Genomic DNA, 26,016 nt, shown 5'->3' with positions numbered 1-26,016 from the left:
GAAACAATCGCAATTTTTAGGTATTTTTTATGTTAATTTCAATATAATTGTTATATCTACCTCCAAATTACCAATAAGTTAACCAAAATAACTGATATCTGTATACTTGCATTTTTTCAATATGATTATCAAATAACGACTCCGTTCAAACTCTAATGATAATCGTAACAAAAAAGAGTGAAAAGCAAGGTATCACCCTTTACTTCCCACTCTTTTCCACTCTCGCCTTTTATCCTTTACATACACATTACTTTACGCATAATACTCCCTTTTGCAGTACGAACCGAAACCAAATATACTCCACGCTCAGGAACTTCTATCGTAATACCTCCTGTAACCGCCTGCTGAGTAGTATAAACCACCTTACCCGAAATATCAAATACATCCACTTCGATATTTCCTTCGATATAGGAAGATATATTCAAACGACCACCTTCCGTAGTGATAACAATATCTTTATCTTCAAGCACCTGGGCTATATCTGTTACTTCATGATTGGTTACATCAACAAACACATAATCAGGACGAGCATCAGCATTTGTCAAATTGAATCTGACATTATCAAATTTTACGTCATTAGCATGACGCACATAAAATCCATATGCAGGAAATGGGGTACCAAACATATTAGATTCGGGATAAGCATCGACAAGCTCTGGTACATTGGCATTAGCATCATTCACTGTACCGCCACCCGGCAACGTAATCTCGACATCCTTAATCAGCACATTATCGATAATTCCTCCCGGCACTCCGACAATAGCACTGGCCACTTTACTAACACATGTTGCTGTAACATTAGATATAGTAACATTCTTCAACTGGCTCATCTGTGCAGAACCTTCACGTTTTCCTAAACGCAGGAAAATAGCCGTATGTACATCCTTCATTTGTATATTGGAAATATTCACACCATCCAATATACCACCATTTACAGATTCCAATGCTATACCTGATATGACAGATGGTCCCTGAAGAGTTATACCACAGAATGACAATTTACTGTTCTCATAATGTTTACGGAAGTTATCTTCACTGGCTCTTTCTACAACACAATCGGTATAAGTAATATTTCTAAATCCGGTCTTACCGGCTGTTCCCAATTTAATGGCATTACAATTGGTACGAATAGTACAATTCTTCACTGTTACATTCTCCACCATAATTCCCCGGTCACTCTTCATACAAATACCGTCATCATCACAATCTATATCACAATTCTCTATTTCTACATTCTTAGAATCAATATCTATCCCATCATTATTCCAATTAGTGTGGCTATATACCTTCACGCCTTTTATTTTCACTCCGTCACACATTAAGAAATGGGCTGTCCAAAACGCCGAATTCTGCAAAGTAACATCCTCAACTACAACGTTTTTACATTCCACAAGATGAAGAACTTTAGGCCTATCACCCTTTCCATTGCCAAAATCAAAATCCGGAGCATCTCCACGACCGTTGATGATACCCTTACCTATTATCTTCACATTTTCTATTCCCTTTCCAAAAACTAATGCACTGGTTTCAATAGCTCCGGCATTAGGAAATACAGCACGATAATCTTCGATATTACGACTACCGATTAACTGGGCACCCTCCTCAAGTTTCAGCGTCATATTGGAACGCAGGAATATGGGCCGAATAGCATAACGGCCACTGGGAATCACAACCGTTGCCTGTTTCATTGAGCAAGCATCGATAGCTTGTTGTATCAAATCAGTAACATCATCTCGTCCATTATTAGAAACACCACAAGACTCCACTACATTTAGCTCCCCACCTTTAGGTACAAGATCTACAAACGGATTATCAGATTCTATTCCCAAATTATATTCATCCACCGGCTGTTTAGTTAAAGAAACATTCTTCAATACCGGAAGCTGAAACGATTCATTTCCCATGGTCCAGACAGTTTCAAAATCCCAATTAGTGTAAGTCGACTGAGTAGCCAACTCTTCAGCACTCTTATCCTGTCCGTTCTTACCATTGGCGTCGCTACTTGAAAATGGAGCGTCATTAATGGTACAACCGGAAAATGCAAAATTATTAGTCAACGTTATTTTCTCTTGTTTTGCCCAAGTAAATATACGATTAGGCGTTTCATCCTTAACCGACAATCTTTTATTAATAGCTACACAGTTCGATATAGTTGCCTCCATCTGTGCAACTGCACCATCGGATGCACTGACTGTACCCATTATGCCTCCTGTAGAACCTCCACCATCAACTGTTATATTATTCAATGCATAACACTTTTCTATAAGAACCGTACATCCACCATACGAACTACCGATAATCCCACCGACACCGTCGGCTGTAGCATATACATTTCCTTTTGCGTAAGAGTTGGTAATAGTTATATGTTGGTTATTGTTCCGTCCTACAATACCACCGACAAGTGTACCTTTCGACTCTACATTTCCTGAAACATAGACCTCCTGTATCAAAGTCTGCTTAGTTCCTCCAACACCTGTAGATAACCCAACTAGAATACCTACATTACTACTCCCTGTTATTTTTTTCCCATCAGCAACAATCACTCCTAATTTCTGTATGGTAACATCTCCACCGATAACTCCAAATAACCCGACATTAGCTGCATCAGCATCTATCCATATATTTTCTATCACATGGCCATTTCCGTCAAAAGTTCCGACAAATGGTGATGTATCTGTTCCTATAGGAGCCCATCCTGTCGCAGGAGTATTAATTGTTATCCAATTTGCCAAATCAATATCGGCACCTAATTTATAGTGGGCACTCAAATTATCCCTTACACTATTCAGCTCGTCGGCTGTACTTACCACATACGGGTCTTCTACCGTTCCTGTACCAGAAGCAAAACCGGCAGCCCACATATTGAATGAGACTCCCGAACAAAAAATACAGGATACCATCCAATATTTAAAACCATTAAACATTCTCATCGTTCTCATGATACTTAAGTATATAAAAATTAAACATTTATTTCTTATTCTCCATCAGGAGTTTCTCTCCCCACATCCAAGCTTCTCGCCACAATTCTGGATAATTATAATGCTCGGTCTCCGGTGCTGGAATAAACGTCTTCGGTGATAGAATACTGTTATATACAGCGTATGATGTTGTAGGTGGACATACCATATCATTATACCCAAAAGAGATAAAAATCGGTTTATCTAATATCCTTGCAAAGTTGACAGCATCATAATAAGCAATAACCTCTTCTTTTCTTCGGATAGTAACATCTGCATAATCTTTCTCCTTAAAATAATGTGGCCATCCTCCTGCACGACCATGCAAATAACCATTTACATCAGCCAATGCAGGATAGAATACAACACATCCCATTACCCTATCATCCAATGCAGCAGTTACCAACGATAATAACCCACCTTGGCTACCACCGTAAACAATCAAATCTCCGTTGAATTTTGACATACTATATATGTAATCGACCATACGGAGACACCCCATATATACCCGCTTATAATAAACCGTCTCAAGATTATCCCAATTAAAATTCCAATAGCTGTCCAACGGGCCATAACGCAAATCTTGATATACCGAAGCCGGCATTGTTACCGGGACTCCATGTATCCCCATATCCAACGTTATATATCCTCTTTCAGCTTCTGCTATATGTCCTTCATAAGGACGTACTCCAGCTCCGGGCACACGTAACAATGCAGGATATTTTTTATCTCCTTTCGGGATACAAAGTATTCCGAACATGCGGCTCCCATACTGAAAATTCTGGACACTCAGTTCATATACATCCACCTTCGATGTACATCTTTCCGGCAATAAACGTAACCGGGCATCCATTGGTACATCTGCATTCTCTCGTTTAGCTTTCTCCCAAAAATCCAGAAAATCAGCCGGCATCTTTGTAGTAGGTTTCAAACTCTGAGGCTCATACCCTGCCGTAGCCCTCCCCTCATACATTTTTTCCCCTACCTCCACAAACGCACGACAACGTAAAAAGCCGGGAGTACGCAAAGAACCGGCATCTACCGTAATTTTGCCATTTTTCAAAACTATTGTTTCTTCCTTAAAAGGCTCCATCATATCCCGAGACAGCTCATACCGGACCTCTACCCCTTTTTGCAAAATTCCATCTTTAGTCACCGTTATTGTGAAACAGGCATCTTTACCTAACGGATATAGCCAGGTCTCACTGTCTGGAACGACCGAGACTTGTATCATTTGTCTCATAGGTTGCGCCACACAAACCCACGAAATACAAACAAAAAAGAATAACAGACTTAACTTTCTCATTTCTTTTTCAACGTAGGTTTAGCACCGTTAAACGTACATCCCGTCTGTACAAAATTCTTGACATCATCAAGATAGAACATTGGCCTTTCATCTTTATTCTTAGTAATCATCTTTATATTGGACAAGGTAATACCATCGGCATGACGTATGTAAAAACCCGATGCCGGCAAGATAGAGCCAAACATTCTATTTTCAGGATACTTATCTATTGCTTCTGGTACTTCCATTTTTATTTCATCTTTACCTACTTCTGCATCAGTAACCAATGTTATATCACTTATAGTTAAATTCTGGATGTCCCCTCCGGGAACTCCTGTAATAGAACAAGCTACCTTGCTTTCGCTACGAGCGACAACACGACTTATTACCACATCATTGATACGGCTTATCTGCTTAGAAAAAGTCCTCTTGCGGTCTCCCAATCGGACAAATATGGGTGTCTGCACAGCACGCATCGCAATATCAGAAATGATAACATTCTCCATCAATCCCCCATCTACTGACTCCAAAGCAATTCCTGCTACTACAGTCTTATCTTTAGTACCAAGCCAAGGATAACTTTTATACCACTGACGAATATGGTCTTCTGAAGCCCTATCAATCACACAATTAGATATTGTCACATTCTTAAATCCACTATATGAAGATGTCCCGAATTTTATAGCGTTACAATTTGTTTTCAATACACAATTAGTTACTGTTACGTTTTCACAAGGTGTATCGGTATCACTTTTAAGGCATAGTGCATCATCGTCACAATCAATATAACAATCTGACACCACAACATTACGACTATCAATGTCAAGACCATCATTATTCCAGTTAGAATGACAATATACTTTCACTCCTCTCACAATAACCCCATCACATTTTTCATAATCTTGCGTCCAATACGCCGAATTGCGTAATGTTACATCTTGTACTCGTACATTATTGCAACTCATAAAGTAAATTATTTTAGGTCGTCTCGGACCACCTTTAGAGTCATTTCCATGTTGAAAGTTAGGATGAGCCCCTTGTCCGTTAATTGTGCCCAAACCTGTCACTGCAATATTCCGGGCATTCCGAGCAAAGATCAGTGCGGGAGTTTCTTTTCCTTTGAGATTAGGAAACACTTTATGATAAGACTCCAAATCTGTACTTCCCAATAACTCTGCACCAAATTGCAAATGCAAGTTTACATCTGATTTCAGAAAGAGTGTTCGCGTTAGAAATTTACCGGCGGGTATCTCCACAGTTCCCCCTTGCCGAGCAGAACAATCATCTATAGCCTTTTGTATAATAGCCGTATTATCAGTTATTCCGTCTCCTTTAGCTCCTAATGTGGTTACATCAACTGAATAGGCAAAAGACTGAAATACAAAAAAGCAAGCAATCAGTGTCAATAAATTTTGTCTCATCATAAATCGGTTCTTTTTTATTTTTATAATTCTATTTCGTATCTTCCTGTTCTTTATTCCTTATTTACAGGACAATAGGTTACTTTCTCTTGATTACAAATTTTATTTGCAATCATTCATTATTATTTAATATTTCCATTAGTTTTGGTTCTAAATAAGCAGCCATACGTTCGAATCCCAAATCATTCGGATGTATACCATCACCTGTTCCTTCATGGTCTTTTCCTATCAAATCTTTTCCTTCAATGAAATAGAGTTTTTTCACACCTCTTTTGCAAAGTTTTTCTACTTCATTTCGTATAGTTTCATCTTTTATCCGTAAATCGCTTTTTATCTTTAAATTGAAATTGCCTATATCCATAGCAATACTCTGCATGACAATAATAGGAGCTTCCGGATGCTTGTTCCGGATCGTTTCAACCAGATAAGCCGTACGTTCAGATATCTGCTGAGCCGTAGCATTGGGGACGCAATCTAAAATATAAGCATCAGCCTTTATATCGGCCAAACAATCAGCCATACTATTCTCCATACGAGCATTTCCACTAAAACCCAAATTGATAAAATCGATACCGGCACGCCGAGATAGTTTGGCTACATAAGTGGTTCCGGCTCTCGAAGCTTCAGCTCCATGCACAATACTTGACCCATAAACTAAGACTTTTTTCTCAAACGGATACGGTAACGCCACTATCTCAGAACCCTCTTCCACCCCTATTTTCAATGTTTTAGTTTCGCTAAATAAAGGGAGATAAAGAAGACATTTTTTCGGAGTATCGTCCATCTCCTGCACAATTATACTTTTGCTACGAGTGCTATTCAGTTCTGGCTTACCTACCCCAGCAAACTCCCATATTCCATTACGCTCAATATACAAATCCAATCCTTTATGTGCAATAGCCGATAAATTCGGAGATGGTTTATCCGGTTTTACTTCCCACTCAGCAGCAATCACCGAACTATTCGTCATAAAGCCGATAGCCAATCCGCAAGAAAATGTAGACAAGTATTTTATTTTAGGCGGTAAATCTTTAAATAAAGCCGTATCGAGTCGATGGTAATATTCTTTAGAAGAGCAAGCCTTTCCCACCATAAGCAGATTCCGCGCATCAGTATACTTCAATACTTGAACATCTACTATTCCAGTAAACAATAAGCTTACCATTCCCAGTCTTAATATCCTATACATAATTATTACACATCTTTCAGAAAAATATACAATATTCCTACCTCTCTTTCAATGTCCATCCAAATCCCAAATGAAAAAGATTTAGATGGACATTACACTTCTTCAACAATACTTAACTAGCCTAAAAAACTAAACTATTCAATCGCAATAGCCCGACTATTCATTCCCTACACCGCCAGGAGGTGTTATGGATACAATTACCTTCCAACTTGTTTGCTTAATACCGTTAGGAGAAGTTACGGTATACTCTTTAGGAGTAGAAAGATCCGTGAAACCACTTAATGCCGGAGTTATAGTCGCTCCGGTAGATATAGTCAATACCAGTCTAAGATGAGTCAAATCGGTCCCTTCCGGAACAAAAGCCTCAACGACAGCATTTTCCATATCTATCTCAAAAGACTCGATAATATTTACAGGATTTTCGCTTGTCGCATAAATAGTTATCCCTGTTATATTTGCCGTCTCATACGCATCGTTTATTTCATAATCGATTTTAGAACATCCGGCCGTCACAGACAATAAAGCAACAAATAATATATATATCAACTTTTTCATAAGTCTTTCCTTTTTTCATTTATAAACTATTACCACCCTGGATTTTGATGTCCTGCCAGTTTGGGATTACGACTTATCGCATGTTGCGGTATAGGTAAGAGATAATTTTTCTGCGAATCGAAAATTCTCGTAAAATATACTGCCCGCGGATTATAACTCGGTACAGAAACTGCCGTCGGTACCATCTCTGCCGGTCTTTGATAAGTAATTTCCATCTTATAAAAAGGACCTACAAGGACTTTGTCTCCAATTCGCCAACGCATAATATCGAAATAACGTTTATTCTCAAACGCCAACTCTACCCGACGCTCATTGCGAATACGCTCTCTCAATTCCGCTTGTCCCAATCCCGATATTTCCGGTTGCCCGGCACGACGACGCACATGATTGATAGCATCATATACAGTTTGATCAGGCCCAGAGAATTCATTCTTCGCTTCCGCATAAGTCAACAGTATTTCAGCATAACGCAATACAATGAGATTTCCTCCTTCACCATCTCTGTTTAAATATCTATTTTTTGTACCACAACTTACAGCTTCATTTTGATGTTTACGGATAAAATAACCGGTTTTAGTTGCTTCTACTTTAGAACAATACAAACCATTCGGTAAATTATCTGTTACATTCTTCCACTTTCTCCTATCATTCTCATCCCAAACATACCGGTTGGTACTAAGTGAAAGTGTCGAATCCTTCCACACAACACCGTCATACAATATGGAAGCGTAAAAACGGGCATCCCGATTTTCATAAGGATGAGCAGCCTCTTCTGGATCATTCCAATCAAATGGAGTACCATCCTGCATTTCAAAGGCATCTACCAACATTTGAGACGGATTCGAATTTCCCCATCCATAATCACTGCCCACTCCCGGATATCCAGGAGCTGCAATAGTCTGATATCCCTGCTGATGACGCTCCGGATTTTTATACTGTACATCAAAGATCACCTCTTCATTACCTTCATACGCTTCCAAAAATAAATTGGCAAAATTTTCGGCCTTTTTACTCAATTTCTTTGTTGTAGATTTCTCGTTAGGATCTCCGTCATTTTCCCGGAACAGACTATACTCACCCTTTAATTCTCCATTAATCAATATATCTGCTGTATTAGCTGCATCCTCATAATATTTGGCATCGATTACTCCCGCTGCATGCAAATAGGTTACAGCCTGAAAACCTACAGCCGCCCCTTTAGTAGCTCGGCCATACTCCTCTGCAGGAAGCTCCGAACGCTTAGGCAAACGTTTTGCAGCTTCCCCAAAGTCCTCTATAATAAATTTCATAGTCTCCTCCGAGGTGCTCCTCTCATAATAAATATCATCAACTTCTTTATTCAAAGCCTTTTTTACCAAAGGTACTCCACCCCAAAAACGCCAAAGTTCCAGATAATTCAAAGCACGAAGGAAATACATATCTCCCAAAAAACGCTCCTTTTCAGTGTCAGACAATACTTCAGAAGCCGCAATTTTCTCCAACCCAAGATTTGTCCTACGAATATTTTCATAAAGGGCGTCCCAACGACTTTTAAAAGGTTCAGGAATCGTAGCTGCCGTAAAACTAAACTCCGACAATGAAATAAATCCCGAAATACCCATATCATCCGTCCAAGCATGGTCAAAAGAATACCAATCTCGAATTCCTTTAGTCATACAATACAAAGGACCATCCAACGTTTTATTATACGTCTCATTCACATACATACCGGTGGCCGATTTACTTGACCAAACAGCCTCATCTGTAATTGCCGTCCTGGATTCTATATCCATAAAATCGGTACAAGAATTAAAAAAAATACCTACCCCGACTACGGCCAATATCATCATCTTTTTCATAATCTTTTCTTGTTAAAATGTTATATTAACACCCAATGAAGTTATAAACTGCTGTGGATAAGCATTATAATTTTGGTTCTCCACATCAAAATCTCTCGGCATAGCCGAATAGATAGTCCACAGATTATAAAAATTCAAATATAACCTCAATTTATCTACATGAATTTTCCGCAACAATCGCTGTTCGAAATTATATCCTAACTCCAAAGATTTCAATTTCAAATATGCTGTATTCACTACCCAGAATGAAGACGTTGTATAATTCATACCTTCAATCGTTGACAAACGCGGATATTTGGCATTCGGATTAGGATTATCCACCGTCCATGAATTTATATGGTCCTTACGAGGTTTATCATTCTCAAATGGGAAACGTACTCCTCGGTCAGACGAACCGCTAGCGTCCTGCCCCATATAAAAATCAGAATGTCCTGTACCTTGTAAAAACAAGTTCAAATCAAAATTTTTAAATTTGATACCAAGAGTATAGCCATACATAATCTCCGGGACACGGGTACGACCGATAATGGTTTCATCTTCATTATCAATTTTTCCATCCCCATTTATATCACGATATTTAATATCCCCAGGACGAGTCGACGCACTCTGATATGCCCAATTATCTATTTCTTCTTGGCTGGCAAATAATCCTTCGGCAATATATCCTCTCAACTGCGATGCAGATTTACCGGTGCGTCTAAAACGTGGAATACTATATGTTCCCATCGATTCAGCAATATCTATTTGTCTATCACGAGAAAATCCAAAAACGAATGAATTATCTATTGAAAAATCTTTATTTATTCTCGTATGGTTGGTAACAGTAAGGTCAACTCCATAACGTTCCTCCTTTCCGGCATTATATTGTGAAGGTTTAATACCATATTCAGTAGGGAAATCATCAGTCGGGACAATAATTTTATCTTTTCGATAATCACGATATACATCGAACTCAACTCCCAACAATCCGTTCCACATCGACAAGTCAAATCCGGCATTAGCTTTCAATACACTTTCCCATGTCAAATACGGATTAGGCTCTGCACTTTCGTACAACCCTGAAGCTGTTGTTTGAGTTCCTGTTCCCCACACATAACCGTCTCCTATCGTATAGGTGGGGCTCCATTGGAAAGGATTACCTACCGGATTACCCGATTTTCCATAAGAAACTCTAAATTTCAAGTTATCAATAATATTTATATCACTCATAAAAGGTTCTTCTGAAATACGCCATCCTAACGATATAGACGGGAAAAATGCAGCTCTACTACCAGGAGCATACTGGTAAGTGCGGTCATAACGTCCGGCCAGCTCTACCAAATATTTCTGTGCATAATCATAGTTAACACGAAATACGAAACCATCTTGAGCTTCAGCAGATGAAGTACCAGAATTGTACTGATTATCCTTAGAGCCCATATTCAATTCAGGAATCAAAACATCAAAGCCTACACGACGAGCACTATAATCAAGCTTGGTTCCACCCCAACGACGCTCATAAACAAAAAGTCCCGAAATATTATGGTCACCAAATGAGTTAGCATAATTCAAATATGCCTGTACGGTATAATAAGCTTTTATTTTTGATGATTGAGACAACTCCTCATCTGTCTGAAGTTCAGACTTATTATACTTATTATTAGCTGCGTCATATACGTAATAATCATAAGGAACATTCCAGTTTTTAGAATGCGTATCCTTACGGTTCATATTGAACAATCCTTTTACAGATAAACCTTCCAAAAATGGTAACTCTTGATTTATTGATAAACTTATATTCTGATAATTATTTTCATTACGCTTTTCTCCACCTCCATATATAGTCTGATACATACTACCACCTATAGATGACTGGAAAGCAGGTAATCCATTACTATACACATCAGCTTCCGTAGCCTTTGCTCGGTAAATATTGGTCATTGCCGATTCGGCAGATGCCGAATTAGTCCTTTTACGATCAAAAACAAGACCTAAATCAGCAGAAATAGTCGTTGTTTTGGTCGGCTTCAAATCAAGATTGGTTCGTACATTATAACGACGGTAATATTGGTCATCACTAAACATACTGCCTTGTTTCATATATCCCAAAGCGACATAAGCTCTTATCAAATCATTGCCCCCGTTAAGTACAATATTATGTTTCTGACTGGTAGAGGTGTTCATATAATTTTTTACCCAATCGGTATTCGGGTAAGCATCTGTTCCTTGTTCATGTGCTGCAAGCATTTCTTCTGTAATGGCATTGGCTTCATCCATCATACCATCCATTTCATATGCTTTCTTTTTCAATCGCAGCCCGTCAGCTGCATTCATAAATTCAGGAGTATTAGTAGGTTTCTGCCAACCAAACTCTCCATTATAATTCAATGTTATTTTTCCTTGCGAGTTACTTCCTCGTTTTGTAGTAATCAAAACAACACCATTGGCTCCCTTTAATCCATAAGGTGCGACCGCCGATGCATCCTTTAATAAAGTTACAGACTCAACTTCCTCCATATTGATCATATTATAATCACTCTCGATACCATCGACCAATACGAGAGGATTCTTATTACCTCGAAGGTATAATGTAGAAGCATCATTTCCCGGTTCTCCAGACGCCTGCTGAGTAACCAGACCTGAAACTCGTCCTCCTAATGCATTGGAAACATTGGCAACCGGCATAGTTGTCATCTCTTCCGCTTTTACCGAAGCTACAGAGCCCGTCATATTCACACGTTTTTGTACTCCGTACCCAACAACGACAACTTCGTCAAGAGTCTGATTATCCTCTTTCATGACAACGTTTACCAAACTTTTCCCGTTTGTAGGTACTTCCTGCTTCAAATAACCAATATAAGTAAAAACTAAAGTTGAATTTTTATCTCCAGCGGGAATATTTATTGAATACTTCCCATCGATATCGGTTACTGTACCAACCGTAGTACCCTTCACAACAATACTCACCCCTATCATCGGTTCCCCAGTGGCATCATTTACCGTACCTGTCACCTTCTTCGACCTTTGGGCAAATGCCGATGACAAACACATCAGCATTAACACAGCTATTAATGCAGTAATCCGTCTCTTTGGTTTTACAAGACCAGATACATCTGTTTTTGCATGCTTAATCATGTTATTTTTTTTAATTAATGTTATTCTCAAACAGTTAAGAGTAGAAAGACAAGAGTGAAAAATATCTTTTGCTATTCGTTTTTTCACTCTTGTCCTATTCAAAGCTTATTCTTTCACAATCTTAACAACTTGCCCATCAACACTCAGCAAATATATACCTGCATTCAAAGAAGATATATTCAACTCTGAGTCAAAGCTTGTCATCACAAGTTTTCCTGTCAAGTCATATACTGAAACTTCAGATCCATCAACTTTATTGGCAATCGATACTTTACCTGTTGTTACCGTTGGATACACACATATATCATCTGCCGCTGCCAATATAATGCCAGAGGTTTCTCCTGGTAAATGAGCAACTTTAGTTGTAGGTTGCTTATCTTCAGCAAAAACATTCAAAATAGGTAATTGATAATCACCATTGCCCATCGTCCAAACTGCAGGGTCCCAAAACAAATAATCATCACCAAAATATATATCTTCTTTTACTACTTCTTCCGATGATTGGTTCAACCCATTTTTATTTGTTTCAAGACCATCAGTAACTATCGCCTCATTCACAGGCATATCAGCCCAAGCATATGCATACTCATACATATAAGGTGTCGGATTTTCCGGTTTCTCGTATCCGACCAAACGTCCCACGTTAGCAGCAGGAGAATTAGGAGCTTTTACTGAAGGATTCAAAGCTATAGAAGCAATTACATCATGACGAATTGCAGAACCATTCGGAAATCCACATTCTCCAATAAGACCTCCAGCTTTAGATTCTGCAGCATTAGTACCAGCTTCTACTTCACAAACAGAATAAGATGTCTCTATTTTGATACCTCTATATCCTTGGCCTACCAATCCTCCTGCTTTAGCAAAACCATACACTTTACCTGCAGTATAACAATTCACTACTTCAACATTACCCAAAGCCGATGTCATGGCAACAATAGGACCTGCAACTCCAGTCTTCTGTCCATCACCAACTGCATATATATTACCGATAACGAAACATTCAGTCATCGTAATAGTCTGTCCTGTATAAGGAACTTGGCCAATAATACCACCGACATTATTTAAACCTCTAACTTCTTTACCGTCAGCAACAATCAAACCTAACTTTTTTACACCGAATTTACCACTCGATTTCACACATCCGAATAACCCTACATTTTCAAGTTGAGGTCTATTAATATAAAACCCTGATATTACATGACCATTGCCATCAAAAGAACCAGTAATACCTGTTTCAGGTGCAGCGCCTATAGGCTCCCATCCACTTTCTGCAGAATTAGTAGTAAGATAATCTGTCAAATCAATATCCGCATTCAAACGAAAATGATTTCCATCCAGATAATTACGCACCTCATTCAGTTGCTCCGCCGTTTCTATAATATATGGATCACTTTCCGAACCCGTCCCCCCGGCAAACTGAGCACTTGCACTCATTGACAGCATCATAGCTGATACTGCCAAAGACATACTTTTGTAGAAAACATTTTTCATAATTTTAAATTTTAAAGATTAAACACTTAAGTTCACATTTATTCCATATTATATTTATATATCAGAATTCATCAACATTAAAGGTTTTTCAATGAATTTCTTAAAATCAGCTTCTGACGGATGCCCGGGAAAAGGTAAATAATAATGATTTGGTTTATCCGGCTCCCAAGCATTACGCCAAAATAATATCCACCCTAATTTATATTTACTGATAATTGGATAAACAATACTCGTAAAATAAGAAGTATCCCAAATCGATTCTTCTCCTGTCTCTCCTACTATAGGAAGTTTCCCTGATTGAGAAGCACAATCTGTCACAATCTGTATATTTCTCTCAAAATCAATTTTATATTGGTCTACATTCTCCTCACTACGGCCTTTTAAGTAATGATCAAAACCCAAAATATCAACATACTCGTCGCCCGGATAACGTTCAAGATAATGCTCTTTACTCTGTACGTTGGAAGAAGAATAAGCATATAACAGATTATGCACCCCTTTCGTATTCCGCAAATAATCACTTGTCATTACCCATAACTGCTTATACTCATCGGGAGTAGATTGTTTACTACTCCACCAAAACCAATCTCCAGTATGTTCATGATACATACGGAAAATAACAGGTATATATGTCCCGTTATCATCTTTTAAATCTAAAAAGAAATCTCCTAAACGGTCCAACCACATCAAATAATCACTATGAAGGCTACCTCCTGGCAAAATAGAACGAACTACTGTGTCCTGGGCACAATCCCAAGTAGAATTTCCAGTAGCAATGTTATCGGCATGCCAACTAAAAGAAGAAATACCTCCCCGGGCATGGTGTTCCCGTACATATTTTTTTATTTGTCTAAAATACACTGAATCAAGGCTATATTCTGCTCCTAACTCTATATGTCCCAACTCAAATCCGAACATAGCAGGATAATCACCTGTCATACTTTTAACATCAGATCTGCCATCTTCTCCATACCAACCATGTCCATATAACGGATCATCTTGGTGACCTACCATAATACCTTTTTCCATTAAACCAAACAATCGGTTATACAAAGCTACTGTTTCCTGTGTAGCCTGAGAATCTACCGGTATCCTCTCTTTCTGAGTCGTCTTACAGGAGAAACAAACAAGCATAATCATTCCGATCAAACATATATTCTTCATGGGTTCTTTATTTATTTGTTATATACCTATTACAATGTGATGAATTTATCCTTTATATCTATTAACACTTAGAATCTTCCATTATCCTATTACATACAAAAGACTAAAATTTTGCTGCCAATATTTCTTCTTTTTTATTTGCCATATTTTTGTCTATCAATGCACACAAAGTCTGTACAGAAGTCATTGAACGCAATCCGTCAGATTTAGTGTTGATACAATAATCCAATAAACGATCTACTGTAGATACTGCAACATGCATACGTGTATCACTTGAGGCATAATAAATAAATACCGTACCATCATCGTCCAATATCCATCCGTTACAAAACAACACATTCGAAACATCTCCCACTCTCTCACTCCCCAAGGGAGCCATAAAATAGCCCGCCGGTTCAGCTATTATCGTCTCTGGATGCTTCAAGTCTGTCATATATAAATACAATACATATCTCAAACCGGCAGCACATCCTCTCACGCCATGTGCCATATGTAACCAACCTTTTGAGGTCTTTAATGGATGAGGCCCCTCTCCGTTTTTTAACTCCTTTATTGTATGATAATATCTGAAATTTATAATCTTCTCCTCTTTAACCTCTGCATTTTCCATACTATCGATCAATGCCCAACCGATGCCACCTCCACTACCGGCATCAATAAAACCGTCTTGTGGACGTGTATATAAAGCATATTTCCCATTCACAAACTCCGGATGCAATACAACATTACGCTGCTGACTTTTCGACTTCAAATCCGGCAAACGTTCCCAGTTTTTTAAGTCTTTAGAACGCACTATTCCGGCAGCAGCAACAGCCGAAGACAAATCTCCTGCCGGAGCATCCGGGTCTTTTCGTTCAGTACAGAAAATACCATATATCCAACCATCTTCATGTACAGTCAAGCGCATATCATATACATTTACATCCGGTTTTTCCGTTTCGGGGATAACAACCGGATAATCAGCAAAACGGAAATTATCTATTCCATTTGGGCTTTCTGCTATAGCAAAAAAAGATTTCCGGTCATTCCCCTCTACCCTAACCATCATTACATATTTACCATTCCATTTTATAGCCCCGGCATTAAATGTTCCATTTATTCCAAACCGTTCCATTAAATACGGATTCTTTTCCGGATCAAAATCGTATCTCCACTCCAAAGGCGCATGCGCTGCCGTTAAAACCGGATATTTATAACGCATGTAAATACCATTACCTGGTTTAATCGGTTCGTTCTTACGCCCCAACAACATTTCATGTTCCTGCGTAATCTCTTTCAATCGTTGATCAAAAAGAAGACTCATACCATCCATATTATTTTCGATAATATTATTTGTAATTATAGTTACAAATATATAGGTTGAAATATGGCAAGAAAAATACTTTATTATCCAAAACTTGTACTTTCTGAACAAAATATTATTGAGCAAAACATTTATATCCTAATATCTCATTTTACTTTACTTCTGCAATTAATCTACCTACGTTGTACTTGTAATAACGACATAAAATACACCATATTATATATATTTATAGAATTAACTATTCCCATTTAAAATTGTCATTATAAAAAACAAAACTTTACTCCCCCAAAAACAAACATATCAAATTAGAAACATTCCACAAGATAACAGCTCAAAAATATAAGCAATATCTTTATCCCAAGATAAAATTTCATACCCTACAATTTTCTACAAAAGAATATAAACCTCTACATTTATTATTACTTTTCTCCTTATTCATCAATTAGCCTGTCCACTACAGCTCCAAACTTATAAACTCCCGGTTGCAATAAAAAAGATACAATGTTATCTTTTTGAGACACTAATTCTATACCTTCTGAATGTCTCCAACTACGACCACTTTCTTTTATAGAAGCACAATTAACCCCCGGCAGCTTCAAGACTGCAGTCGTATTTGGAGGAACGACTACTCGCATACTTAAAGTTTTTCCTTCAAGAGTCCACTCAGACTTGATATCTCCATACATAGAATTATAATGAGACTTCACCCGTTTCGGACCTTTAATTGTAATCCAAGGTGCAATAACAAAATGTTTGAATCCTGCTTTTGGCCGCTGTATTCCTCCTAATGCTTCAATAAACCAACTACCAACATATAAATAAGAACTATGTAAAGCAGAACCTCGACACTCCCAATCTTCAAAAAAAGTACCATTTCCACACTTCAACATATATCCCCAACTTGGAAAATCTTCTTTTGTTGCCATTTCATATATAAGATCATTACGCCCACTGTCTAACAAGGTATGAAACAAAAATGAACCAGCCGTAATACCTCCCCAGAAATGCCCTTTACGATTTATAAGAATTTCTTGTTCAAGTCGTTTCCAAACTTTATCTTTCAAATCCTGAGGTGGTAAATTCACCATTATTGCCATAGCCAGATATGCAGGATAACCATTTACATAACTATTGTCTGCAGCATTAAAGAAAGTTGCGTGTACAGCCTTACGCACCAAAGATGCTCTTTTCCGATAACTTTCTGCAGTATCTGCATCACCCAATATATCTGCGATAGAGGCCGCTGTCTCAAGACTATAAATCCAATGACAGTTATTGAAAAACAAAGTCTCCCGAGTATCACCAAGTGCTTTACCCTGCTTTTCCATAGCTTTACGTTCCGGCCAAGCAGAAGGCCAAAGCCAATCACCCAAGAAACTCCACTTTCCTCCCCACCGAACCAACATATCATCACGGGAATGTGTCTCTACAAAATCAAGCCATTTCTTTATCATCGAAAAACTCTCGGAAAGAGCACGTTCGTCCCCATATTGCCGATACATTTCCCAAGGTAATGTAATACAATAGCCACTCCATGAAGGTCCACCTCCTCCAATTCGAGTAGGTGCCGTATAAGGAACATTTCCATCTTCTACCTGCACATCTCTCCAATCTTCCATCCATTTATAATAAAATGCCCCTAAGTCATAATTGCCCAATGCTGCACGTGTGGTAGCCAAAGCATCTCCACCATAACCACAACGTTCCCGATGTGGACAATCAACGACATAATTCCCTAAACTCAAGTTCTCAAAAGTCCACAAAGTCGTATTATATATATCATTCAAGAGAGGTATATCACATTCAAAACCTCCTGTACGCTGATAATCAGGACGAATCAACCATCCTCGAATATCTTTCAATTCCGGTTTCGACCGTAAACCACTTACTTGTACCCAACGGCCGGTCATATAATTAAAACGGTTACAAAATTTTCCCTCTCCAGTAGGGCCTATTTTATAAATACTATGTATACCAAAACTTACAGTATCACTTTCTCTTTCAGAAAATTGAAACATGACAGAATCACCAGGCTGACCATCGAGTCTCATCTCAAACCATCCAGCATAATTTATCCCCATATCAACCCTATATGTACCCGGAGATATTTCGCTGACAGAAAGAGGTTTTATTTCTTTTACCAAACGATTCGGTTCTGTCTTATCCGCAGATACAACAATTTTAGGCTCATAGACCTTAGCTTCCAGCCAATCAGTATCATCAAACCTTGTAGTATTCCAACCCGGTTTTTCTAACGAAGCATCATAAAACTCTCCCCCAAAATGGTGCGCTTCCCAATAGCCAATCAAAGTATTGGGACTGGCATGCACTTTCCAAGTTTCATCAGAAATAAGTCGTTGTTTCTTCCCAGATAGAAGTTCCATCTCCGTTTGGACCAAGGCCATAGGTATGGCGGGCTCCCCTACACGCTGATAGGCCGGAAATATCGACCATGAAACTCCCAGCCATAAAGCTATCACATTTTCGCCAGAATTTAGATACTGCGTAATATCATAAGCCATATAACGAGCACGGGATTTATGGTCGGTAACCGAAGGTGAAAGAACGGCATCTCCAACTTTTTGGCCATTAACATACAACTCATGATAACCGATAGACGCTATATATATAATAGCATCCCGAACTTCTTCCGGCAAATCAAACGTTTTACGGAACCATGGGTCAGACATTTTATTATCTATTTTTTGTCCACCGACACTTTGTCGTTCCATCAACTCACACCCGATCCATTGACCTGACCAATTATCTGGAAATAATCCCATACGCCAAAACCCAGGAGAACTCCATGCCGACCAGTTACCTTGCTCATCACATATACGGACTTTCCAAAAACATTTTTGATTTGCTTTTAAAGACTTTCCTTTATATACTATATTAACCGACTCATCTGAAACGACACATCCACTATTCCATAAATCACCTTTATTTTGCCTTAACAATTCCGCTGAACTTGCTACCAAAATTTCATAAGCTGTTTGTTTTTTCCCGCGGACGGTTGTCGGAATCTCCATTTTCCAACTCAAATGCGGTTGACGAACATCTATTCCTAACGGACTATCCAAATACTCGCACCGTAAATCTTTCAGTTTAGAAACCGAAACATCCAAAATATTTTTACCTTCCCCCCCTTTACCAAAAACAATAAGAGAATTTAAAAGACAAAAAACAGTACCTAAACTATACAATAGTCTCAATCGGCTCATAATTGCACACCTTTTTTTATTTATTATTTATCCAATGATGCAAAAATAATTCTACATATTTTGTAAAAAGAATACTTTATTATCCAACACTGATACTTTCTCTACAAAATACAGTAAACAAAGACTATAAGAAAATACGGGACTCAGTATAATTTTCTCGAAATTCTTTTGGCGTACATCCTTTCTTTTTTTTAAAAATCCGATTAAAATTTGATATATTATTGAAGCCACAAGCAAAACAAATCTCAGCAACACTGGTAGTCGTATCAACCAGCATACGAGTAGCGTATCCCAAACGAATTTCATTCAGCGAATCAACAAAACTTCGACTTGTCCGCTTTTTAAAGAAACGACTAAAAGAAACTTCTGTCATCCCTACCAAACCGGCAACATCTGAAAGATGTATCTCTCGAGAATAATTTTCCAACATATAATTATACGCCTTTTCTATACGACGGCTCTTATATATTTTAACATCACTCTCCATTGTCGGACTGGCCAATTCTCTCATCGACGTATCTAAAGATAAATCATATAATATTCCAAAAAGTTTAAACACTGAATGAGCTCCTTCCTTTTCTGAATATAAAGAATACAACCTCTCTTTTATCTGTTCAATGGCTCCCCTCGAAAATGTCAATCCATAATTCGCTCTTTGAAGCATCTCCCTGAGCGAACACAATTGGTTTTTCTGTAACAACTGGTCATTTAGCAAATCACGATGAAATTGTATCGTAATTTCTTTTATTTCCTTTGAATGGCAATTGTGATTTGTCCAACCATGTTCAAGATTTGGGTTTACAATCAAAGTTAATTCCAAATCTCCAATTTCCTCAATACTGTCTCCAACGATGCGTTTCGCACCGGCAGCATTCTCTATAAAATTAAGTTCACATTCGGCATGAGTATGTATAGGAAAAGTAAATTCCGTCTTTTCCCTCGAAAAAATCATAAAACAATCTTTGTTCGATAATGGCGTTACTTCTCTGAATACAGTATTCATGGTTAATACTTAGTCATTTAGATACCGTTTCAAATATACTTAATCTTTTTATAATATATTTTAAATATAAAATTTTTCTTGTTCGAGAAACATAATTATTCAAAAGCAACAATAAAAAAATCAAATCCAAAACTGTACCTATAAACAAATTGGAAACATTTTTTCTACACTTTTATTATAAAAACATCTATATATTTAAAGGACATAAAAACAAATTTATCCAATAGCCATACGATAAAAATAAAACTTATCCCTATACCAGCACATTCTTTATACAATCATTCATAATTAACACTATCAGATATTCTTATCCCATCATTATAAAAACGAACAAACAACTTAATAATTGTATAAAGAAACTATTATTTCAAATGCAAATCACAAAAATTCATGAAGCATTCCCAATCATAATCTGTTATATCATGTTTCCCTTCTCGAATATGATAACCCACATCACTCAATATAGGCTGATTTACAAATGGCAACTCAGCTGACTCCAGGCCATTCATTCCATATAACTGATATATATCTTTTGTATAGTATGCAGACAAATACTCACCCTTCGGATCAGACCACCAATCTCCCTCTGCACTAGCAACATAAAGATATCGTGGTACAATCAAAGCTAATAATTCATGTTGATCAAAAGGCAGCTCCTCTTCATTTCCCGCATATCGACTAAAGCCTGGACAAAACCAATAAGGAAAATCCGTAGTTATACGAGCAATATTTTCTCCATAAACCCTCTTAGATAAAGCCGCTCCACCACATCCAGACTCATTTGATATTACCACCTTAAACCTCATATCTTGAGCTCCAGCCCATAATGCAGCTTTCCCTTGACGAGAATGCCCCACTATTGCAATACGATCCATGTCAATTCGATCTTCCTGCACTAAATAATCGACTATACGACTGGCACCCCAAGCCCAAACTCCGATAGCTTCCCATTCATCATGTTTTCTAGATCTTGGAATATAATCGGAAAAAAGAGACGCTACACTATAGTCACGCATGCCCACTTGATCTGGATAAATATCATGATAACACATAGTCGCGACAGCATACCCACGCTCCAAGATTTGGTCGAAACACCAACGATTTTTCTGCGCACCCCGCTTCCATACAGGGCTATCTTTTCCATATACAAATCGAAGTCCGGGAGAGTGATAAATAGTGGGATCTAATGTCGTACTTGCATTTCCCATAAAATTATACCCGACAAACACCGGAGCCTTACCCTTTACCAAATTTGGAATATATAACAACAATATAGCCTCTATTTCTTTTTCCCCATTCGTAAAAGAAAATAAGACTTGTTTGCAAGTAGCCTTTCCATCCAATGCTTTTGGATTACATGATAATAATGTATAAGAAACAGTTATTTTTTCAGAAGGCGTACGTCCATAAACATGTGTCATAAACAAATCTAGAATTTCCAAACGCCTTTTATCCTCCCATTCTCTAACCGATGTCACTTTCTGTCCATCATTACAAACTAAAGGATCGGGTAATACAAAATCCGGGACCTTATCTTCATCATAATTTATACCTTTAACAATCTCTTGACCATAACAAGCGTCATAAATAAAAAAAAGAAAAATTACTAAAAAAACGATTTCATGATATTATATATTAATAACTATCCACACACTATACTACTTCAATACTAATTCTTCACTGACATTTAATCACTCACAAAGATATCCATTTTATTCATAATTATCCAATGTCTTAAAAATTATCCAATAGTTGTACCTAATGAATTCTTAGTATCATCCTCAATCTTTAATTTGTTTATTTCATTCTATATAAAATTTAGAGAATATCAAGCTTTTTTGTACTTTTGTATTTTCAAATAAAATACGATTATCAAAAGGAAAATAAATATATATGTTTGAGAATTTAAGTGACAGACTTGAACGCTCGTTTAAAATACTAAAAGGTGAAGGTAAAATCACTGAAATAAACGTAGCAGAAACATTAAAAGATGTACGCCGCGCATTACTTGATGCCGATGTGAATTATAAAGTTGCCAAGCAATTTACCGATACTGTAAAGGCCAAAGCTCTGGGGATGGATGTACTTACATCAGTAAAACCCGGACAATTGATGGTCAAAATTGTACATGATGAATTGGCAACCCTGATGGGAGGTGAAGCTGTTGACGTACAAATCAGTGGCAATCCAGCTATCATATTAATGTCAGGATTACAAGGTTCAGGTAAAACAACCTTCTCTGGTAAATTGGCCAACCTGATGAAAAACAAACGGTCAAAGAAGCCGTTGCTGGTAGCAGGAGACGTATATCGTCCGGCTGCCATTGAGCAATTAAAAGTATTAGGTGAACAGATACAAGTTCCGGTTTATACAGAAGAAGGGAATAAAAATCCGGTACAAATTGCACAAAATGCCATAAAACAAGCCCGTCAAGATGGTAATGACTTAGTGATAATCGATACGGCAGGTCGTTTAGCTATTGATGAACAGATGATGCAGGAAATCAAAGCTATTAAAGACGCTGTAAACCCTCAGGAAATCTTGTTTGTCGTAGACTCTATGACAGGTCAAGATGCTGTAAATACAGCAAAAGAGTTTAATGACCGCCTCGATTTCACAGGAGTCGTCTTAACCAAACTTGATGGTGATACCCGCGGTGGTGCCGCGCTCTCTATACGTACTGTTGTAAACAAACCTATTAAGTTTGTAGGTACCGGTGAAAAAATGGAAGCATTGGATGTCTTCCATCCAGCTCGTATGGCCGACCGTATATTGGGAATGGGAGATATAGTATCTCTTGTCGAACGCGCTCAAGAACAATATGATGAAGAAGAAGCTAAACGGCTACAAAAAAAGATTGCCAAGAATCAGTTTGATTTCAATGATTTTATCAGTCAGATACAGCAAATAAAAAAAATGGGTAATCTGAAAGAACTGGCATCAATGATTCCAGGAGTAGGCAAAGCAATAAAAGACATGGATATCGATGATAATGCGTTCAAAAGTATCGAAGCTATCATCTACTCCATGACTCCCAAAGAACGGACAAATCCGGAAATATTGAACGGCAGTCGCCGCCAACGTATTGCTACCGGTAGCGGAACTTCCATTCAAGAAGTAAACCGGTTGATTAAACAATTCGATGAAACACGGAAAATGATGCGAATGGTAACACAAGCAAAAAATCCAGCTCGAATGATGCGAGGAATAAAAAGACGGTAAAATTTTAATATAAAAGGTCAAACATGAAAACCACCGCTTCCGAAATACTCAAGCTACAAAATAAAAAAAGACTTTTCCTTCTACTGTAGCAAGGCATATTCGAGACCGGTGGTTTTGTTATTATAAATATTATATACATTATGCAATTGATAGACGGAAAGGCTATTGCCGATCAGATTAAAAAAGAAATTGCGGCAGAAGTAGAAGAAATTAAAGCTGCCGGTGGTAAGATACCTCATTTGGCTGCTATTTTAGTAGGCCATGACGGAGGAAGTGAAACATATGTAGCCCATAAAGTAAAAGCGTGTGAACAGTGCGGTTTCAAATCCACCTTAATCCGTTTTGAGAACGACGTTACCGAAGAAGAACTCCTTGCCGAAGTCGAACGGCTCAACCAAGATGATGACGTTGACGGGTTCATCGTACAGTTACCTTTACCTAAACATATTTCAGAGCAAAAAGTTATTGAAGCTGTAGACTATCGAAAAGACGTAGATGGTTTTCATCCTATAAATGTAGGCCGTATGTCTATCGGCTTGCCATGTTTCGTATCGGCAACCCCTGCTGGCATTATGGAATTACTAAAACGCTATAACATAGAGACCAAAGGCAAACACTGTGTTGTATTAGGACGCAGCAATATCGTAGGTAAACCTGTAGCCACGCTGATGATGCAAAAAAGTAACCCCGGAAATGCTACAGTAACAGTATGTCACAGCTATTCCCAAAATCTAAAAGAAATATGTTTACAAGCTGACATCATCATTGCAGCTTTAGGTGTACCAGAATTCCTAAAAGGAGACATGGTTAAAGAAGGTGCAACAGTTATAGATGTAGGTACTACACGGGTACCTTCTGATAAAACTAAATCAGGTTTTAAATTGACTGGTGATGTGAAATTTGATGAAGTAGCACCCAAATGCGCCTATATTACTCCTGTTCCGGGAGGTGTAGGCCCTATGACTATTGTATCATTAATGCGTAATACTTTGTTAGCCGGTAAGAAAGCTATCTATTAATCTATTCCTAATATAATAAAAGGGGTAATTAATATTACCCCTTTTATTATATTATCTCAATGATTAGATACATCAATACTTGTGTTCTCCACTCTCCATTTCCAATTCAGTAATAGGTGCTCGGTCCATCGCCCGCCAAGCATAGAAAATATAGCCCAATACAAATGGTAACAGCAATGATACAACACTCATTACTTCAAGGGTAAACAAACTTGATGAACTATTATAAATAGTCAATGAACTTTGCATATCGGTAGCTGAAGGATAATAAGGCGTATTATTATATCCAGCCAAAAAAAACAGGCTCAACACCACAAGCACCGTTCCTATACCACTAAACCATATTCCCAAACGCCATTTCGTTGCAAATGCAGCTCGTATTATAGCATATAAGACACTTGCTACACCTGCCAAAAATAAGACAGCAACCCAAGGCATCTCTACCAAATTAAAGAAATACTTGTACGGTCGTACATATATTTCAGAACTTCCGTCAGCAAACTCATAGCCATCGGACAACAACGTTACAGCAACAAAAGTCAAAAACAAAACTACAAACGGAATCGCATTATACAATACCTGTCGACGACAACGGATATAAATCGTATCATCATCTATATTATTCATAAAATAAAGAGAAGCCTGTACACGTGCCAAGAAAAATACCGTAACGCCCAGCAACAAATTGCGCCAATCAACAATGGCCTCCAAACCATGAGACGGATTTTGCCAAGTCGAAATCACTGGCATAGATACATCCATCAAATTATTCTTATCTATTCTAAAATCAGCTCCAGTAAAAAACGTTCCCACAGCGATACCCAATAAGATAATGCCAACAAACCCATTTATTAATAAAAAAATATCATACACCTTAGTTCCCAATAAATTACCTTTTTTGGAACGATATTCATATGAAACCGCTTGTATAATAAAGCTAAACAATATAGCCATCCATAACCAATAAGCTCCACCAAAGCTGGTAGAATAAAATAACGGAAATGATGCAAAAAATGCACCTCCGAAAACGACCAAAGTAGTAAACGTAAACTCCCACTTACGTCCTAAAGAATTTACGAGCATAGTCTTTTCAATCGGTTTTTTGGCTACTGCCGAAAATAAGGTCTGCCCTCCCTGAACAAAAAGCAAAAAAACGAGTAATGCACCCAACAGAGAGATAAGAAACCACCAATAGTGCTGATAAAAAAATTCATTCAGTTCCATAATA

Annotated in this window: 15 protein-coding genes and 1 pseudogene; 2 read left to right on the top strand and 14 right to left on the bottom strand. The window is 37.9% G+C overall.

Going from position 1 to position 26,016, the window contains the following annotated elements; all coding sequences use genetic code 11:
- Positions 1-236: 236 nt before the first annotated feature.
- The 13 genes and pseudogenes from Cop2CBH44_RS15460 to Cop2CBH44_RS15400 all read right to left on the bottom strand — a co-directional run bounded on the left by Cop2CBH44_RS15460 (position 237) and on the right by Cop2CBH44_RS15400 (position 21,968).
- Positions 237-2,939, bottom strand: coding sequence for a glycosyl hydrolase family 28 protein (locus tag Cop2CBH44_RS15460; protein WP_246469138.1), 2,703 nt, complete (start codon positions 2,937-2,939; stop codon positions 237-239).
- A 28-nt stretch (positions 2,940-2,967) separates the two neighbouring features.
- Positions 2,968-4,263 carry an acetylxylan esterase gene (locus tag Cop2CBH44_RS15455; RefSeq protein ID WP_021930114.1) on the bottom strand — a complete coding sequence of 432 codons (1,296 nt, stop codon included), beginning with the start codon at positions 4,261-4,263 and terminating at the stop codon, positions 2,968-2,970.
- Positions 4,260-5,666, bottom strand: a complete 1,407-nt coding sequence (locus Cop2CBH44_RS15450) for a glycoside hydrolase family 28 protein (protein WP_200755168.1) — start codon at positions 5,664-5,666, stop codon at positions 4,260-4,262. The genes Cop2CBH44_RS15455 and Cop2CBH44_RS15450 overlap by 4 nt, the downstream gene beginning before the upstream one ends.
- Positions 5,667-5,775: 109 nt before the next feature.
- Entirely contained in the window at positions 5,776-6,852 is a 1,077-nt protein-coding gene (locus tag Cop2CBH44_RS15445) for an SGNH/GDSL hydrolase family protein (protein ID WP_200755167.1), read from the bottom strand.
- 156 nt (positions 6,853-7,008) lie between these two features.
- Positions 7,009-7,407 (bottom strand): SGBP N-terminal domain-containing protein, encoded by a 399-nt coding sequence (locus Cop2CBH44_RS15440; RefSeq protein ID WP_200755166.1) that lies wholly within the window; start codon positions 7,405-7,407, stop codon positions 7,009-7,011.
- Positions 7,408-7,436: 29 nt separating this feature from the next.
- Entirely contained in the window at positions 7,437-9,245 is a 1,809-nt protein-coding gene (locus Cop2CBH44_RS15435) for a RagB/SusD family nutrient uptake outer membrane protein (protein WP_200755165.1), read from the bottom strand.
- A 12-nt stretch (positions 9,246-9,257) separates the two neighbouring features.
- Positions 9,258-12,359 (bottom strand): SusC/RagA family TonB-linked outer membrane protein, encoded by a 3,102-nt coding sequence (locus Cop2CBH44_RS15430; protein WP_200755164.1) that lies wholly within the window; start codon positions 12,357-12,359, stop codon positions 9,258-9,260.
- 105 nt (positions 12,360-12,464) lie between these two features.
- Positions 12,465-13,853 (bottom strand): T9SS type A sorting domain-containing protein, encoded by a 1,389-nt coding sequence (locus Cop2CBH44_RS15425; RefSeq protein WP_021930119.1) that lies wholly within the window; start codon positions 13,851-13,853, stop codon positions 12,465-12,467.
- Positions 13,854-13,907: 54 nt separating this feature from the next.
- On the bottom strand, positions 13,908-15,017 hold the full coding sequence (locus Cop2CBH44_RS15420; RefSeq protein ID WP_021930120.1) for a glycoside hydrolase family 26 protein: 1,110 nt from the start codon (positions 15,015-15,017) through the stop codon (positions 13,908-13,910).
- Positions 15,018-15,120: 103 nt separating this feature from the next.
- Positions 15,121-16,320 (bottom strand): glycoside hydrolase family 130 protein, encoded by a 1,200-nt coding sequence (locus Cop2CBH44_RS15415; RefSeq protein WP_021930121.1) that lies wholly within the window; start codon positions 16,318-16,320, stop codon positions 15,121-15,123.
- A 431-nt stretch (positions 16,321-16,751) separates the two neighbouring features.
- A pseudogene (locus Cop2CBH44_RS15410) lies at positions 16,752-19,526 on the bottom strand (family 78 glycoside hydrolase catalytic domain); the annotation flags it as partial.
- Between the two features lie 142 nt (positions 19,527-19,668).
- Positions 19,669-20,547: an AraC family transcriptional regulator gene (locus tag Cop2CBH44_RS15405; protein WP_200755162.1), complete on the bottom strand. Its 879-nt coding sequence runs from the start codon at positions 20,545-20,547 to the stop codon at positions 19,669-19,671.
- A 362-nt stretch (positions 20,548-20,909) separates the two neighbouring features.
- Complete coding sequence (locus tag Cop2CBH44_RS15400; RefSeq protein WP_246469137.1) at positions 20,910-21,968, bottom strand: alpha/beta hydrolase family protein; 1,059 nt, start codon at positions 21,966-21,968, stop codon at positions 20,910-20,912.
- A gap of 472 nt (positions 21,969-22,440) precedes the next feature.
- On the opposite strand from Cop2CBH44_RS15400, the gene ffh reads away from it, so the two are divergent.
- Entirely contained in the window at positions 22,441-23,769 is a 1,329-nt protein-coding gene (gene ffh / locus Cop2CBH44_RS15395) for a signal recognition particle protein (protein ID WP_200755161.1), read from the top strand.
- A 140-nt stretch (positions 23,770-23,909) separates the two neighbouring features.
- Positions 23,910-24,788 carry a bifunctional methylenetetrahydrofolate dehydrogenase/methenyltetrahydrofolate cyclohydrolase FolD gene (gene folD / locus Cop2CBH44_RS15390; protein ID WP_021930790.1) on the top strand — a complete coding sequence of 293 codons (879 nt, stop codon included), beginning with the start codon at positions 23,910-23,912 and terminating at the stop codon, positions 24,786-24,788.
- 72 nt (positions 24,789-24,860) lie between these two features.
- Here the strand turns inward: folD and Cop2CBH44_RS15385 are convergent, their stop codons facing one another.
- Positions 24,861-26,012 carry a cytochrome d ubiquinol oxidase subunit II gene (locus tag Cop2CBH44_RS15385; protein ID WP_021930789.1) on the bottom strand — a complete coding sequence of 384 codons (1,152 nt, stop codon included), beginning with the start codon at positions 26,010-26,012 and terminating at the stop codon, positions 24,861-24,863.
- Positions 26,013-26,016: the final 4 nt, after the last annotated feature.

It is taken from the genome of Coprobacter secundus subsp. similis, from assembly GCF_015097275.1.
Taxonomy (GTDB): domain Bacteria; phylum Bacteroidota; class Bacteroidia; order Bacteroidales; family Coprobacteraceae; genus Coprobacter; species Coprobacter secundus.
Note: the sequence above shows the minus strand (reverse complement) of the source record. Positions and strands in the feature narration are given on the sequence as shown.